The following is a 15,428-nucleotide window of genomic DNA, read 5'->3' on the forward strand; positions in this document are numbered from 1 at the left end:
GGTCAGCGCCCCCGCGGCTCGTACTGCTGCTGCGCGCCACCGGTGTTGCGGGTGTCGTACGGCGAGCGGCTGCGGTCGTGCGGCAACGGCAGCCGGTGCACGATCTCGGCCACGATGGCGTCGGTGGTACGCCGGTTGAGCTGTGCGTCCGCGGTCGGGATGAGCCGGTGCGCGAGAACCGGCACGGCCAGCGCCTGCAGGTCGTCGGGCAGCACGTAGTCGCGGCCCTCGAGCGCGGCGAACGCCTTGGCCGTGCGCAGCAGTTGCAGCGTCGACCGGGGAGAGGCGCCGAGGCGGATCTCGGGGGCCTCGCGGGTCGCAGTGACCAGGGCGATCGCGTACTGCTGGACGGCGTCGGCCGCGTGCACGTCGCGCACGGTGGCGATCAGCCGGCGGACCAGCGCGGCGTCGGCGACGGCCCGCAGGTCGCTCAGCGGGTCGTGCGCGCCGTGGCCGCCGAGCATGGCCAGCTCGGCCCGCGGGTCGGGGTAGCCCATCGCGATCCGGGCGGTGAACCGGTCACGCTGCGCCTCGGGAAGGGGGTAGGTGCCCTCCATCTCGATCGGGTTCTGCGTGGCGATCACCATGAACGGCGACTGCAGCTCGTACGTCGTGCCGTCGACCGTGACCTGCCGCTCCTCCATGCACTCGAGCAGGGCGGACTGGGTCTTGGGCGAGGCGCGGTTGATCTCGTCGCCGACCACCAGGTTGGCGAAGACGGCGCCCGGCTTGAACTCGAAGTCGCGCGTCTCCTGGTTGTAGACGCTGACGCCGGTCACGTCGCTGGGCAGCAGGTCGGGAGTGAACTGGATACGGCGAACCGAACAGTCGATGGAGCGGGCGAGCGCCTTGGCAAGCTTGGTCTTGCCGACGCCCGGCACGTCCTCGATCAACAGGTGGCCCTCGGCCAGCAGAACCGCCAGCGCGAGCCGCACCGTCGCGCTCTTGCCCTCGATGACCTGCTCGATGTTGGCCATGATGGCAGTCGTCGCGGCGCGGAAGTCCTCGCTCGGCAGCGGTCCACCGGGCTCGTCCCAGGTCGGGGTTGTCACGGGCCTCCTCCATGATGTCCTCGCCCAGTTCCGGCATCGGGCCGCAAAGGGCAGCGCGGGCGGCCGTGCCGCCCATCCCCACAGGTTAGCCCGATCACAGCAACACGCCGACCCGTCGTCCGGCCGGACCTGACCGGCCCGACGTCATCCGGGCGCAACGGAGAGGAGTCGCAGCGTAAAGCCGCTGCCGGTAACCCTGCTCACACCCAGGCTGAGGTGGCCGTCCGCGCAGCCCTGGGGCGACAGGAGCACGTCGTCCGGGGTGCTGTCACCGAGCCGGTCGGCGGCGTAGACATCCTGTACGTCCGATCCGGGCCGCCACCGGACGAGGCGACTCGGACGATCCACGTCATTCACCAGCCAGTAGGCGTAGGGACCACAGACGATCAGGTTCTGCGGGCGCATCGGGCCGAGGTCCCGTGTCGTCGTGCCGTCCGACGCCGTCAGGGGAACCTTCGTGTCGAAGCTCTCCACGCTCTGAGCACTCCACATCCGCCAGGTGCCGAGAACGGCGTTGTCGAAGGTGCCGCACGAGCCGGCCGGCCCGATGGACCGAACCGTGTCCCCGTCGAACCAGCGGCTCGTCCGGCACGGTTTGCCGTTCACCGAACGCGTTTCGGTCCAGGTGACACCCGTGCTCGCCGAGCCCAGCCAGAAGATGACCGAGGGCGAGGCCACGCACGCGACCGTGCGGCCGCGCAGAGTCGTCAGGTCGATCTCACCCACGCAGTTGCTGAAGCCGCCATGGTTCTGGGCGAGGTAGTAGTAGCGGCCTCGCTCATCCACGTGACTCTGCGCGGCGTACGGCGACGGCTGGGGCGCTCCGGCGACCTGACTGGCCGACTTCCGGCGGCCGGTGCTCAGGTCATAGATCCACACAGTGTCCGGCTGTTTGCTCGTATCAGCCGACATGCTGTCGATGCCATCGATGTCTTCTTCGAGAATTACCGCCCGTTGGTGATACAGCGCGGTAAATGTGACGGATAGCCGCTGACGAGCGGTTCGGTGCCGGAGAACCGTTTCTCCCGTACGGCGGTCGACGATCGCCACGGCACGTCCGCTCGTGTCGGCGGGCCGGACGAGATACCGGTCGTCGGCCACCGCCGGCGCGCCGAGTTCTCCGACCGGCACGGTGCCCAGATCGGTGATCGTCGGAGGCTCGGAAGCCGGCGTCGCGATCCAAGGTGTCATCCGCACCGCCGGCGGGCCATGCGAGGCGGTGCAGGAGGCCGTCGCGACCAACGTCAGCGCCAGGGCGGCGTGGACGAGGCCACGCACTCGGATATCTCGGATAGGTAAAGAATCAGACATCGCTCTAGTTATATGTGGCGATCGGCAAGAGCATCACCCATCGATGGGTCAGTATCTGGCCCGGTCGAGAGGGGCTGAATTGAGAGCGTTATCCGTGCCATCCGCAACCAAGCGGGTGGGAGCGGCCGCCGCCGGAGTCGCCCTGCTGGCAGCACTGCTGCCGGCACAGGCACAAGCCGCGCCGCTACCCGGCGCCGTCTCCGGGGCCACCGACAGCAAGCAGCAGCGGCGAGCCGACTACGACAGCCGCGCCAACCTGGCCGCCGCGGCGGCCGCCGCGCCCAGCGCCGCCCTGAGCCGCGCGCTCGTCGCGACGCCGTCCGCCACCGCGGTGAACACCCTGCGGAACTCCCTGGGTGTCCAGGGCATCGTCGACATCGACCGCGCGACCGGCACCCCGCGCCGGGTCGCCAAGCTCGACGGGTTCCTGACCGGCCCGAGCAAGCAGAAGCCGGCCAAGATCGCGCTGGACTACATCGCCGCGCACCCCGACGTGTTCGGGCTGACCGCGGCCGACCTGGCCACCCTCGAGCTGCGCCAGGACTACGTCGACATCGAGGGCACCCACCACCTGAGCTGGATCCAGGTCGCCGACGGGGTGCCGGTGTTCGGCAACGGGCTCAAGGCGCACGTGACCAAGGACGGCCGCCTCGTGCAGGTCGACGGCTCGCCGCTCAAGGCGCTGCCGCCGTCCGCCGGCGCGGCCAAGCTGACCCCGGCCGGCGCCCGCGCCGCCGCCGTCAAGGACGTGTTCGGCAAGTCGACCGCCAAGGCCACCAAGACGGCCGCCGGCGTCACCACGTTCAGCGACAACGGCAACGCCAAGCTGGTCTGGTTCCAGACCGCCAGCGGCGTCCGCCTGGCGTACCAGACGATCGTCGTCGACGAGGGCTACGTGCACGTCGTCGACGCGGCCAGCGGCGAGGTCCTCTACCGCCACAGCACGGTCGCCAACGACACCGCCGACGCCTGGAAGAACTACCCGGGCGCGCCCAAGGGCGGCAAGCAGGAGAAGGTCGACCTCACGGCCAAGGGCTGGCTGCCGAACAACGCCCGGCAGCTGTCCGGCAACGTCGCCCACGTCTGGTCCGACGTGAACGACAACGACCTGCCCGACGCCAGCGAGGAGGTCGGCCCGTCCGGCCTCAAGACCTGGAACTACCCGTTCGTCGACTTCAACGACGAGGTGGGCGGGCTCTGCTCCGACGCGTACCCCTGCTCGTGGGACCCGGAGACGCCGAACTCGTGGCAGGTCAACCGCAAGCAGAACGCGGTGCAGCTGTTCACCTTCCTCGGCACCTTCCACGACCACCTCAAGTCGGCGCCGATCGGCTTCACCCGGGCCGCCGGCAACTTCGAGGCGCAGGACGGCGACGCGGTGCAGGGCCAGGCCATGGACGGCGCGAACACCGCGAACGGCCTGCCCGACGGCGACCACACCGACAACGCCAACATGAACACCCCGCCGGACGGCATCCCGCCGGTCATGCAGATGTACCTGCTGACCCCGGGACCGGGCTCGGTCGCCGCCAACACCGGTGACGAGTCGGACGTGGTGTTCCACGAGTACACGCACGGCCTGTCCAACCGCCTCGTGGTCGACGCGGCCGGCAACTCGACGCTCAGCCAGGTGCAGGGCGGCTCGATGGGTGAGGCCTGGAGCGACTGGTACGCCTCGGACTACATCTTCAGCAAGGGCCTGGAGAAGGACGTTCCGAACAAGCCGGGCGACGTGCTGATCGGCAAGTACTGGACGGCCGGCGACACCATCCGCACCGAGGCGCTGGACTGCACGGTCGGCGCGTCCGCCACCGTCTGCCCGGGCACTCCCGGCGCGGGCCCCGGCGGCTACACCTACGGCGACTTCGGCAAGATCTACGCCGGTGGCCCCGAGGTGCACGCGGACGGCGAGATCTGGGCGCAGACCCTGTGGGACCTGCGGACCGCGATCGGCAGCAAGGCCTCGCAGTCGATCGTGACGCGGGCCATGGAGCTCAGCCCGTCGAACCCGTCCTTCCTGGACATGCGCAACTCGATCCTCGCCGCCGACCTGGTCGTCAACAAGGGCAAGAACGCCAAGACGATCTGGAAGACCTTCGCCAAGCGGGGCATGGGCTACTTCGCCGCCGCCATCGACGGCGACGACGCGCAGCCGGTCGAGGACTTCTCGATGCCGCCGTCGGCGAACACCCCGCGGGGCACGCTGACCGGCAAGGTGACCGACCAGGACACCAAGGCGGCGGTGAGCGGCCTGACCGTCGCCTTCGGCGGTCACGCCTCCGGCTTCGCCGGTGACTACCGGGCCACCACGGCCGCGGACGGCACCTACAAGATCTCCGGCATCATTCCGGGCACGTACGCCAAGGTGTACGCGCGCGGCGCCGGCTACGACATCGTGGTGAAGACGCTGTCGATCAACTCGGGCACCAAGACCGAGAACTGGTCGGTCCGCAAGGACTGGGCGGCCTCCTCGGGCGGCGGCTCGATCGTCAGCTTCACCGGGCCGGACTACACGCCGTACGGCTGTGGCCCCGGTCAGCTGATCGACCAGTCGCAGATCTCCGGCTGGGGATCGGACGTCGCGGCCGGCGGCCAGAACGCCGTCATCCGCCTCTCCGGCGCCGTCGACATCTCCGAGTTGGTGATCAACCCGTCGGCCACCTGTGGTGACGACGAGACCGCCTCGACCGGTGACTACCGCGTCGAGACCTCGAAGGACGGCACCACCTGGGCGGTCGCCGCGAGCGGCGCCTTCCCGGCCGGCACCGTCACGCCCACCACGGTCGCGCTGGCCGCGGGCACGGGTGACGACGTCGCGTTCATCCGGTACACGATGCTGACCACGCAGGGCCAGAACGCCGGCCTCTGCCCGGCCGGCCAGCCGCCCGCGTACAGCGGCTGCGTGTTCCAGGACTCGACCGAGCTGGCCGTCTACGGCCCGGCCGCGTAGTCAGAAGCGCTGAAACCCGGTTGCTGCCCGCTTTCCCGGCGGGCGGCAGCCGGGTTTCGTCGTGTTCACCGACTTCTTCCACGACAGCGGGACGCAGTTGGTACGTCTTGCCTACCTGCTCCTGGGCGAGCGGGGCGACGCCGAGGATGTGGCGCAGGACGTCTTGGAGCAGTTGTACCGCCGGTGGGCCGACGTGCGGCCGGACACCGCCATGTCGTACGCGCGGACAGCGGTGGTGAACCGGTCGCGCAGCCTCCTTCGCCGTCGTGCGGTGGCCCGCCGGTTCGCGCCGCGTCTGGCCCGGCCCGAGCAGGCCGATCTGGTGCCCGTCGAGGACGGGTGGCTCTGGAACCTGGTGCAGGACCTGCCCCGCCGGCAGCGTGAGGTGGTGGTGCTGCGGTACTGGTGCGATCTGGGCGAGGCGGAGATCGCGCGGGTGCTGAACATCAGCGCCGGAACGGTCAAGTCGAGCGCGCACCGCGCTCACGCCCGGCTCGAGGCCGCACTGAAGGGGGAGCAGTGATGGACGAGCTCGATCGGCGCCTGGCGAACGTGCTGACCAAGGTGGGCGAGCGGATCGACCCGGCGACCGTACGTCTGCGGAACCCGGCCACCGAGCCGGAACCGGGCCGCCGTAGTAGGCCCTGGCTGGTGGCGATGACGTCGGCCGCGGCGGTCGTGGTCGTGGTGGCGGGCCTGACCCTGGGGATCCGGTCGAACGGCGGTGGCGGGCAGCCGGCCGCGCCGGCCGTGACCACACAAGGCACGGTGGACGGCGCGCATCCGTTGTGGACTCTCGGCGTCTCGGAGACGTACTCCCAGACGTTCGACAAGCTGGTTCCGGGCGGCCGGATCACCGCGCCGGTGCCGCGCACGGTGGATCCCGAGCTGGCGCCGGAGCTGGCGAAGCAGCCGACGCTGGTGACCGGGGCCGGTCCGGTCCGGTTCCCCGGAGCGGCGGCGGTGCACCTCCTGGAACGCCGCGACAACGGCGTCTTTGTCGCGGTGACCGGCGCCAAGGGCGGCGACGGACTGTTCGACGTCGATTTCGTGCTGGTCGGCGCCGGCAATTCCCGCCGCACGATCCTGCACGCCGCTCAGGCGGGCAGCGTGGCGATCTCCCCGAACGGAACGATGCTCGCCTTCACCAGCGGCGGGGCAGGCGAGCCAACGGTCAAACTGGTGGACGTTTCGTCCGGCCGGGTCGTCCACCAGCTTGCGGGTCGCTTCACCCAGGCGGCGTGGGCCTCCGACACCGCCCTTCTGCTCAGTGGAAAAAGTGCCGTGGCCTGGCGGGCTCCCTGGACCGGCGGCGGCGAGCGAACCCCGGTTCCCATGGGACAGGCGATGAGCGTCCCCGGAGGGATGGTGGCTCTGGACGACACCTCCGGCTGCCTGTTCAAGCTGGACGGCAATGCGACCATCACCATGGCCGACTGCAACGGCTGGAAGCTCGGCGGGCAGGTCTCCCCGGACGGCCGGCTCGTGCCGCTCGAGTGGGCCAACGGGAGCACGACGCAGCACGGCGTTCTCGACCTCGACCGGAACCAGGTCCGGTCGTGGCCCGTGCCCGGCCTCAACCCGTCCTGGCTGGGGCCCACCGAGGTGCTGCTGACCGAGGACACCGTGCAGGACGCCCCGCGTACGGCCCGCTGCGATGTGACCGCCGGCACCTGCGTGCTGGCGGAGGACGACAGCGTCCTGAACGGCGCCGACTGGATCGGCCGGTAGCCCGCAGATACCGGTCGCCGCTCCCGGGTGGCGACCGGTATTATGCAAGGCATGGCTCGGCACTTCCTGCTTCTTAGCCAGCCGTGCTGCCGCCGCTAGAGCGGCCACAGCACGGCGACCCCTCCTGCGTGAGGGGTTTTTTTGTGCCCTGCTTCATACACGACGAAGAAGACGGATGCCGACGATGAGCGAGCCCGAGACCCCGCCGTTCCGCTACACGGCCGCGCTGGCCAACGAGATCGAGCCGCGCTGGCAGGCCTACTGGGCCGAGAACGGGACCTTCTACGCGCCGAACCCGGCCGGCGAGCTGGCCGACCCGAGTCACCCCCGGCACGGCGCGCCGAAGCTGCACGTCCAGGACATGTTCCCGTACCCGTCCGGTGCGGGCCTGCACGTGGGGCACCCGCTCGGCTACATCGGCACCGACAGCTACACCCGGTACAAGCGGCAGGCCGGCTTCAACGTGCTGCACCCGATGGGCTTCGACGCGTTCGGCCTGCCCGCCGAGCAGTACGCGGTGCAGACCGGCACCCACCCGGCGGTGACGACCGCGGCCAACATCGAGCGGTACCGCGGCCAGCTGCGCCGCCTGGGCCTGGCCTACGACGACCGGCGCAGCTTCGCCACCACCGACCCCGAGTACTACCGGTGGACCCAGTGGATCTTCCTGCAGGTCTTCAACTCGTGGTTCGACCCCGAGCTGCGCAAGGCGCGCCCGATCGACACGCTGATCGCCGCGTTCGAGTCGGGGGAGAAGACCGCGCCGGGCACACCGTGGTCGGAGCTGTCGCCGATCGAGCGGCGCAAGCTGATCGACGACCACCGCCTGGCCTACGTCAGTGAGGCCCCGGTCAACTGGTGCCCGGGCCTGGGCACGGTGCTGGCCAACGAGGAGGTCACGCCGGACGGGCGCAGCGAGCGCGGCAACTTCCCGGTCTTCCAGCGCAGCCTGAAGCAGTGGATGATGCGGATCACCGCGTACGGCGACCGGCTGGTCGAGGACCTGGACACGCTGGACTGGCCCGAGCCGGTCAAGCTGATGCAGCGCAACTGGATCGGCCGGAGCCGCGGCGCCCACGTCGACTTCACGGTGAACGACGACACGATCACCGTCTTCACCACGCGCCCCGACACGCTGTTCGGCGCCACCTACATGGTCCTGGCCCCGGAGCATGAGCTGGTCGACAAGATCACGCCCGAAAGCTGGCCGAATTCGACAAATCCGAAATGGACCGGGCAGGCGGCGTCGCCGAGGGAAGCCGTCGCCGCATATCGGGCACAAGCCGCAGCGAAGACCGAAGAAGAGCGCACCGAGTCCAAGGACAAAACGGGCGTCTTCACGGGAGCATTCGCGACAAATCCGGTCAACAACCAGAAAATCCCGGTCTTCATCGCCGACTACGTCCTGGCCGGCTACGGAACCGGCGCGATCATGGCGGTCCCGGCCCAGGACGAGCGCGACTGGCAGTTCGCCGAGGTCTATGAGCTGCCCATCATCCGTACGGTGCAAGCTCCTGAAGGTTTCGAGGGCGCCTTCACCGGCGACGGCCCCGCGATCAACAGTGACTGGCTGGACGGCAAGGGCGTCGCCGAGGCCAAGGCCGAGATGATCGCCTGGCTGGAGCAGCACGGGCACGGCCGCGGCGCCACCACGTACCGCCTGCGCGACTGGCTGTTCAGCCGGCAGCGCTACTGGGGCGAGCCGTTCCCCATCGTCTACGACGAGACCGGCCTGCCGATCGCGCTGCCCGAGTCGATGCTGCCGGTCGTGCTGCCCGACGTCGACGACTTCTCCCCGCGCACCTTCGACCCGGACGACGCCGACAGTGAGCCCGAGACCCCGCTGTCGCGCAAGAAGGACTGGGTGAACGTCGAGCTGGACCTGGGCGACGGCCTGAAGACGTACACCCGCGAGACCAACACCATGCCGCAGTGGGCCGGCTCCTGCTGGTACGAGCTGCGCTACCTGGACCCGGACAACGAGAAGGCCCTGGTCGACCCCGAGAACGAGGCCTACTGGATGGGCCCGCGCCGCGACGGCGACTCGGGCGGCGTCGACCTGTACGTCGGCGGCGTCGAGCACGCCGTGCTGCACCTGCTGTACGCCCGCTTCTGGCACAAGGTGCTGTACGACCTGGGCCACGTCTCGTCGTTCGAGCCGTTCCGCAAGCTGTTCAACCAGGGCTACATCCAGGCGTACGCGTTCCAGGACGAGCGCGGCTTCTACGTGCCCGCCGAGGAGGTCGTCGAGCGCGACGGCAAGTACTTCTACGGCGAGCAGGAGGTGACGCGCAGCTACGGCAAGATGGGCAAGTCGCTGAAGAACGTCGTCACCCCCGACGAGATGTGCGACCAGTACGGCGCCGACACGTTCCGGGTCTACGAGATGGCGATGGGCCCGCTGGATGTCTCCCGTCCGTGGGAGACGAGGGCGGTGGTAGGTTCCCAGCGCTTCCTGCAGCGAGTGTGGCGCCTGGTCGTCGACGAGGAGACCGGCGCCGTCCGCAGCAGCGACACCCCGCTGGACGCCAAGACCCGCAAGCACCTGCACCGCACGATCGCCGGCGTCCGCGAGGACATGGACGAGCTGCGCTTCAACACCGCGATCGCCAAGCTGATCGAGCTGACGAACGCGCTGACCCCGCTGCCCGTCGCCTCCCGCGAGGCGGTGGAGCCGCTGGTGCTGATGCTGTCCCCGTTCGCCCCGCACCTGGCCGAGGAGCTGTGGGCCAAGCTGGGCCATGAGGGCACCCTGGCCTACACCGCGTTCCCGGTGGCCGACCCGGCCCAGCTGGTAGCCGAGTCGATCACCTACCCGGTCCAGGTGAACGGCAAGGTCAAGGCCCGCATCTCGGTCACCCCCGGCACGCCGGAGGCCGACATCCGAGCCGAGGCCCTGTCCGCCGTCACCGAGTTCCTGTCCGGCCGCGACCCCAAGAAGGTCATCGTCGTCAACGGCCGCCTGGTCAGCGTCGTCGTCTGACGGTCAAGCCAGACGGCGGAGAATCGTCTGACGGTCAACACCACACAGCGGAGAGTGGCCGACGGTCAACACCACCAGCGGAGAGTGGCTGACGGTCAACACCACCAGCGGAGAGTGGCTGACGGTCAACACCACCAGCGGAGAGTGGCCGACGGTCAACACCACACAGCGGAGATACGCGTTCCCGGGCTCCCCAACCGCAGAATCCGCCCGGCCGGGGAGCTCGGACGCGACCTCCACGGCGCTCAAGGCCGCAGCGCGCCTCTCGCGCGTAGCCGTGGTCACCCGAAGGCCCACCGCCCACGCGGTGGGCCTTCGCCGTGCTCAATCCCGTGGCCCCGGGGCGGGCGCCTGCCCGCAGTGGCCCTGGCCGTGCTGAATCGTGTGGCCCGGGGACGGAACGCCTGTCCGCGGCGGCTCTGTTTGTGCTGAATCCTGTGATCCGGGAAGCGGAACGCTCGCCTGTGGGGGGCCCGGACTGTGCTGAAACCTGTGATCCGGGAGCGGAACGCCTGCCCTGCGGTGGGCCTTGGCCGTGCTCAATCCCGTGGGCCCGGGGCGGGGCGCCTGGTTTTGCGTGACCACCGCTTTTGAGGCCGGGACGCGCTATGGCCTGGAGAAGCGCGAAGGCCGCGCCCGGCGAGCGGGAGCGGCCTTCATGCGGCTGTATAAGACCGAGAATTCGTACTATATCCGTTTGTCGACGTTGACGCCGTATATCCGTTTGTTGAGGTTGATGCCGTGAAGCGGTTCAGGCGGTCTGGGCGTTCGCCTTCTTCGCGGAGCGCTTCCACCACAGGACGATGCCGGTGGTGAGGAGGAAGCCGATGGCGGCGGGGGCGAAGGAGAGGACGCTCATCTCGCCCGGCTTGGTGACGGCGGCGCCGATCGTCGCGTAGGAGATCGCGGACGGGATGGCGGCCAGGGTGGTGCCGAGCAGGTAGCGCTTGCGGCAGACGCTGGTGGTGCCGTAGGCGTAGCCGACCAGGCCGAACGGGGCCAGGGGCAGGAAGCGGACCAGCAGCACCGCGGAGAGGCCGCGCTTGTTGAGCCAGCCGTCGAGGCGGTGGAGCTTGGCGCCGAGCTTGCCGCCGGCGCGGGCCTGGAGGGCGCCCCGGCCGACCCAGCGGCCCGCGTAGTAGGTGACCGCGGCGGCGATCACGGCGGCGGCCAGGGCGGTCGCCGCTCCGGTGGCGGCGCCCAGCAGGGCGCCGCAGGCCACCGTGATCGCGGTGCGGGGGACGAGGACCGAGAGGAGCAGGCCGCCGACCACGGCGATGATGGCCGCGGCGGCCGGGCCGAGCTTAGCGATGCCGTCGGCGATGTCCTGAATCGGGAGCACGGCCGCGGCGACCGCGATGGCGGCGATGACGACGCCGAGGATGCCGAACCGGATGAGCCGGCGCCGCCATCCCAGAGACTGAGGAGCAGCAGCAACCTGAGGGTCCGCGAGGGTGGCGCCCCGCGGGGCGATCAGGAGGTCAGTCATGCAGTCGTCCGTCCCAGTGTCTCGTCGTCGTTAACGTCGTCAGGCTCCGGCTGCGGCCAGTCGTTCGGCCCTGAGCTTGTCGGCCCAGGTGTCGTCGACCGGGGCAAGACTATCCGCGCCGGTCGCCCAGCGCAGTAGCAGATCGGCTATAGCTGGGTTGCGGGCCAGAGCCGGTCCGTGCGAGTAGGTGCCCAGAATCTTCCCTGCCCAGGCTCCCTCGGTTTGGCCGTCATTGCCAATGCCGGCGGTGACGCGGGCCAGCGGGAAGGCGTTCGGCCCCAGGTGGGTGCGGCCGCCGTGATTTTCGAAACCACTCAGTGGGGGCAGTCCCAACCGGGGGTCGACGTCGCCGCGGATCTCGCCGACGGCCCGCGTCTCGCCCCGGTCGGAGTGCAGGTCGAGCAGCCCGAGGCCCGGGCATTTCGCACCCTTCGCGAAGAACGAGTGACCGAACAGCTGGTAACCGGCGCAGATGGCCAGGACCGCGGCGCCCTGGTTGACGGCCCGGTGGACGCCGCCGTCGTTGATCAGCCGCTGGGCCGCCAGGGCCTGCGGGCCGTCCTCGCCGCCGCCGATCAGGTAGATGTCGGCCGAGGTGGGCATCGGCTGGTCGGAGCGGACCGAGTAGGTCTCCACCGGGATGCCGCGCATCGCGGCCCGGCGGGCCAGGATCAGCAGGTTGCCCCGGTCGCCGTACGTCGAGAGCAGGTCCGGATAGATCCAGACGATGCGCAGGGCCTCAGTTGACACGGTCTAGCTCCGCTCGGATGTCCTGGAACGCGGTGTAGTTGGCGATCACTTCGAGGCGGCCGGGGGGCACGATCCGTACCGCCTCCTCGAAGGTCTTAACGTGCTGGAACGGGATTCCGTTCACCTCGAGGCGTACCGCGAGGTCGTAGGCCCGCTCGCCGGTGATCAGCACCGGCCGGCCGTACAGCGGCGCGAAGTCGACGTCGTACAGCCAGGAGGTGTCGAAACCGTCGGGGTCGCGGGCGTTGATGGAGAGCAGTGTCGGCGCCTGCTCGGCCATGTCGAACGCCTCGAGCCAGCTGGCCGGGTTCTTCGCCAGCAGCAGCCGGATGTTGCGGCCGTCGCGTTCGACCTGCGCGTACCGGCCGGCGATCGAGGTGACGGTGGAGAGCCGGGGGAGGGCTTCGATCGGGCGCACCCCGAACTCGGCCGCCACGGCCAGCGCGGTCGCCGCGTTGCCCAGGTTGACGGTGCCCGGCAGCTGCAGCTTGACCAGGTGCCAGTCGCCGCGCGGGTCGATCACGCCGTCGTCCTCGACGCGCCACTGCGGTATCGGCCGGCGCAGCGGGCAGCCGGTGCACCACCAGTCGCCGTTCTCCCGCTCGATCGGGTCGCCGCTCTCCGGGCACACCCACGAGTCGTCCTGCCAGCGCTGGCCGGCGCTGAACCAGGTCACCTTCTGTGAACCGTAGGCGGCCCACACGACCATCGGGTCGTCGGCGTTGGCGACCACGTTCACGTCCGGGTGGCCGGCGAGGGCGGTGCGCCACAGCTGCGCCATCATCGCCACCTCCTTGGCCCGGTCGAGCTGGTCGCGGGAGAGGTTGAGCAGGGCCACTACCCTCGGCTTGGTCTCGTCGATGACCCGGGGGAGATAGTGCTCGTCGACCTCCAGTACCGCGAACGGCGTCTGGCCGGCCTTGGCCAGCGCCGACGTGTGCCCGGTGGGCATGTTGGCGCCGAAGGAGTTGGTGGCGACCGGCCCCAGAACGCCGAGCGCGGCCGCCGCCAGCCTGGTCGTCGTGGTCTTGCCGTTGGTACCGGAGACGAGCGCGATCGCGCGTCCGGTCGCCAAGTGGCTCAGCAGCTCAGGATCGATCTTCAGACCGATCCAGCCGCCGATGACCGAGCCGTCGCCGCGTCCCGCGGCCCTGGAGAGCGCCGCCGCGGTCTTCGACACGGAGGTCGCGACCTTGGCGCGCAGGGGCATCTTCCCGTCCGTCACGGCGACGAGGGTACCGGAACGCGATGTCACGTCGAGTTGTCGACGCTGCCGGCTGTTCGGGGGAGCGGGTTTTGCCCGGTAGGGACGATTACGACGGCGGAAGAGTGAATATCGGGTGGCCGTCACCCGGCCGGTGACGAGCAATTATGTGTTCTGATTCACCCGTAACCTTCGACGAACTGTATTTGGCTGATCACGAGCGGTGCTGGCAAAAGTTATGGCCTGGTCACAAATCGGACAGCCCTTCATGTGCCAACTACTCTCGGTTACTGAACCGATTCTGCCGCTCGGGCCGAATCTCGGGTACCAAGGTTGGGCCGACAGCAACCCGCTGGAAGCTTGCGCCGCCCGGTTCACGCCGAGCCCTGCCCCGGGCCAGGCAGCGCGACCACGAGCACCATGTACGACCACAAAGGCATACGGGGGCAGGGACGGGGGACCCAAATAGCGGTCTCCTCCGCGCCACCCGCTCCGGTGGCGGCCACGGAGAGACCTTGGGGTGAAGCCGCCTCCCAGCGGCCGGGCAAGCCTTCCCGCCCGAACCCGACAGCTAACCTCGCAGGCGTGCCGGAGGGATATCTCTACCGTGCACGAACACAGTTCGAGCCGTGGCCGCCGCATGTCCGCCGGTGCCGGCAAACTCGCGCTGTCTCTGGGCCTCTGCCTCTGCGCCGGCCAGCTGGTCTCCACGCCGGCCGCGCACGCCGCAACCCCCGCCCCCGTCGTGGCGCAGGTCGCCACCGCGAAGGCCGCGGCGAAGGTCAAGCCCATGGTCCGCACCAGCGTCAGCACGCGAACGCTCGCGTGGGGCGCCAAGGTCAAGGTGACCGCCCGCTACATCAACCCCACGAACGGCAAGGCCGTCACCTCCGGAACGGTCCGCCTTCAGGCGCTCCGCAACGGCAAGTGGCAGAACTGGGCCGCCGGCAAGGTGAACAAGAACGGCTCGGTCGCCCTGTGGGCCCAGCCCAAGGTCACCGGCACGCTCCGCATGGTCTACCTGGGCACCTCGACGTTCGCCCCGCAGGTCGGCGGCCGTCAGTCGATCAAGGTCGTCGCCAGCGGCGCCAAGATCCTCGCCGAGGCCCAGGCCCACACCGGCGCGCTGTACAAGTTCGGCGCCTCCGGTCCGAGCCGTTTCGACTGCTCGGGCTTCACGAAGTACGTGTACAAGAAGGCCGCCGGCAAGAACCTGGCCCACAAGGCCAACTCGCAGCAGGCGGTCGGCCGCTCGGTCTCGAAGGGCGCCAAGAAGGCGGGCGACCTGATCGTCTTCCGCAACGGCTCCTACGGCTACCACGCGGCCATCTACGCCGGCAACGGCTACATGTACGACTCGCCGCACACCGGCGCCCGCGTCTCGAAGCGCAAGATGTTCAGCACGAACTACGTGGTGCGCCGCCTCGTCTGACGGCACACGACAGTCCCTCAGCGGGGCGCGACCGGTTTCGGTCGCGCCCCGCTGTCGTTTCCCGGGCGCATTCCGGGCGGTTCTCCCGCGCTTCCTTCAGAGATACGGAACTGACGAAGAGCCCCCGCCGCAGGGACGGCCCAGGCCTGCCCTCACGCCCTCTGCCCCAGTTCCGGCCGGTGCGTTCCCTCACGCAGGCCGCTCCGCGGCCCTCCACCCAGGGCGGATCCGAAGTCGCTCCCCTCCGGCCCCTGACAATCCCGCCCACCTGAGCCGCCCTCCCGTACTCCCGCGATGAGGCACCGACCCCCTTCGCCGCCTTCACCAGCACCGCCTGGGCCTCGTGGCGACCTCCTCGCCCCGCCTCGGCCCCGCCACCCCGCGCCTGTCTCGCCCGTGTCGTCCAGCGCCTCCGTGCCGCCCATCGGTCCCGTGCCGCTTCGGGTTTCTGTGCCGCTTCGGGTTTCTGTGCCGCTTCGGGTTTCTGTGCCGCTTCGGGTTTCTGTGCCGCTTCGGGTTTCTGTGC

10 protein-coding genes and 1 riboswitch are annotated in these 15,428 nt (G+C 69.8%); of the genes, 5 read left to right on the plus strand and 5 right to left on the minus strand.

Annotation, left to right across the window (positions count from 1 at the left end; all coding sequences use genetic code 11):
• Window positions 1-2: 2 nt before the first annotated feature.
• Both AB0C26_RS26795 and AB0C26_RS26800 read right to left on the minus strand, forming a co-directional pair.
• Window positions 3-1,052 (minus strand): MoxR family ATPase, encoded by a 1,050-nt coding sequence (locus AB0C26_RS26795; RefSeq protein WP_360252949.1) that lies wholly within the window; start codon window positions 1,050-1,052, stop codon window positions 3-5.
• Window positions 1,053-1,196: 144 nt separating this feature from the next.
• The gene (locus AB0C26_RS26800; RefSeq protein WP_360252952.1) at window positions 1,197-2,330 is read right to left on the minus strand and encodes a hypothetical protein; all 1,134 of its coding nucleotides are present in this window, start codon (window positions 2,328-2,330) and stop codon (window positions 1,197-1,199) included.
• 127 nt (window positions 2,331-2,457) lie between these two features.
• Here AB0C26_RS26800 and AB0C26_RS26805 point away from each other — a divergent pair, with 127 nt between their 5' ends.
• From AB0C26_RS26805 to leuS, 4 genes are all read left to right on the plus strand, one after another.
• Window positions 2,458-5,313, plus strand: a complete 2,856-nt coding sequence (locus AB0C26_RS26805; RefSeq protein WP_360252955.1) for a M36 family metallopeptidase — start codon at window positions 2,458-2,460, stop codon at window positions 5,311-5,313.
• Between the two features lie 61 nt (window positions 5,314-5,374).
• Complete coding sequence (locus tag AB0C26_RS26810; RefSeq protein WP_360252958.1) at window positions 5,375-5,836, plus strand: sigma-70 family RNA polymerase sigma factor; 462 nt, start codon at window positions 5,375-5,377, stop codon at window positions 5,834-5,836.
• Window positions 5,836-7,044: a hypothetical protein gene (locus tag AB0C26_RS26815; RefSeq protein ID WP_360252961.1), complete on the plus strand. Its 1,209-nt coding sequence runs from the start codon at window positions 5,836-5,838 to the stop codon at window positions 7,042-7,044. The genes AB0C26_RS26810 and AB0C26_RS26815 overlap by 1 nt, the downstream gene beginning before the upstream one ends.
• 175 nt (window positions 7,045-7,219) lie before the next feature.
• Window positions 7,220-10,027: a leucine--tRNA ligase gene (leuS, locus tag AB0C26_RS26820; protein ID WP_360252964.1), complete on the plus strand. Its 2,808-nt coding sequence runs from the start codon at window positions 7,220-7,222 to the stop codon at window positions 10,025-10,027.
• Between the two features lie 751 nt (window positions 10,028-10,778).
• Here the strand turns inward: leuS and AB0C26_RS26825 are convergent.
• Genes AB0C26_RS26825 through AB0C26_RS26835 form a run of 3 tightly spaced genes read right to left on the minus strand, consistent with a single transcriptional unit; the run spans window position 10,779 to window position 13,476 of the window.
• On the minus strand, window positions 10,779-11,516 hold the full coding sequence (locus AB0C26_RS26825) for a VTT domain-containing protein (protein WP_360252967.1): 738 nt from the start codon (window positions 11,514-11,516) through the stop codon (window positions 10,779-10,781).
• A 39-nt stretch (window positions 11,517-11,555) separates the two neighbouring features.
• Entirely contained in the window at window positions 11,556-12,266 is a 711-nt protein-coding gene (locus AB0C26_RS26830) for a glutamine amidotransferase (protein ID WP_360252970.1), read from the minus strand.
• The gene (locus tag AB0C26_RS26835; RefSeq protein ID WP_360253168.1) at window positions 12,256-13,476 is read right to left on the minus strand and encodes a MurT ligase domain-containing protein; all 1,221 of its coding nucleotides are present in this window, start codon (window positions 13,474-13,476) and stop codon (window positions 12,256-12,258) included. Before AB0C26_RS26835 ends, AB0C26_RS26830 begins: the two co-directional genes overlap by 11 nt.
• A 409-nt stretch (window positions 13,477-13,885) precedes the next feature.
• Window positions 13,886-14,071, plus strand: a riboswitch (cyclic di-AMP (ydaO/yuaA leader).
• Between the two features lie 39 nt (window positions 14,072-14,110).
• Between AB0C26_RS26835 and AB0C26_RS26840 the strand changes: the two genes are divergently transcribed.
• Window positions 14,111-14,902, plus strand: a complete 792-nt coding sequence (locus tag AB0C26_RS26840) for an NlpC/P60 family protein (protein ID WP_360252973.1) — start codon at window positions 14,111-14,113, stop codon at window positions 14,900-14,902.
• Window positions 14,903-15,428: the final 526 nt, after the last annotated feature.

Origin of the sequence: Actinoplanes sp. NPDC048796 (genome assembly GCF_040650035.1) — a bacterium.
Classification (GTDB): Bacteria; Actinomycetota; Actinomycetes; order Mycobacteriales; family Micromonosporaceae; genus Actinoplanes.

Excerpts from the sequence above, each read along its gene's own strand:
- AB0C26_RS26815 (WP_360252961.1), top strand. The coding sequence starts at position 5,836 with ATGGACGAGCTCGATCGGCGCCTGGCGAACGTGCTGACCAAGGTGGGC.
- leuS (WP_360252964.1), top strand. The coding sequence starts at position 7,220 with ATGCCGACGATGAGCGAGCCCGAGACCCCGCCGTTCCGCTACACGGCC.
- AB0C26_RS26825 (WP_360252967.1), bottom strand. The coding sequence starts at position 11,516 with ATGACTGACCTCCTGATCGCCCCGCGGGGCGCCACCCTCGCGGACCCT.
- AB0C26_RS26835 (WP_360253168.1), bottom strand. The coding sequence starts at position 13,476 with ATGCCCCTGCGCGCCAAGGTCGCGACCTCCGTGTCGAAGACCGCGGCG.
- AB0C26_RS26840 (WP_360252973.1), top strand. The coding sequence starts at position 14,111 with ATGTCCGCCGGTGCCGGCAAACTCGCGCTGTCTCTGGGCCTCTGCCTC.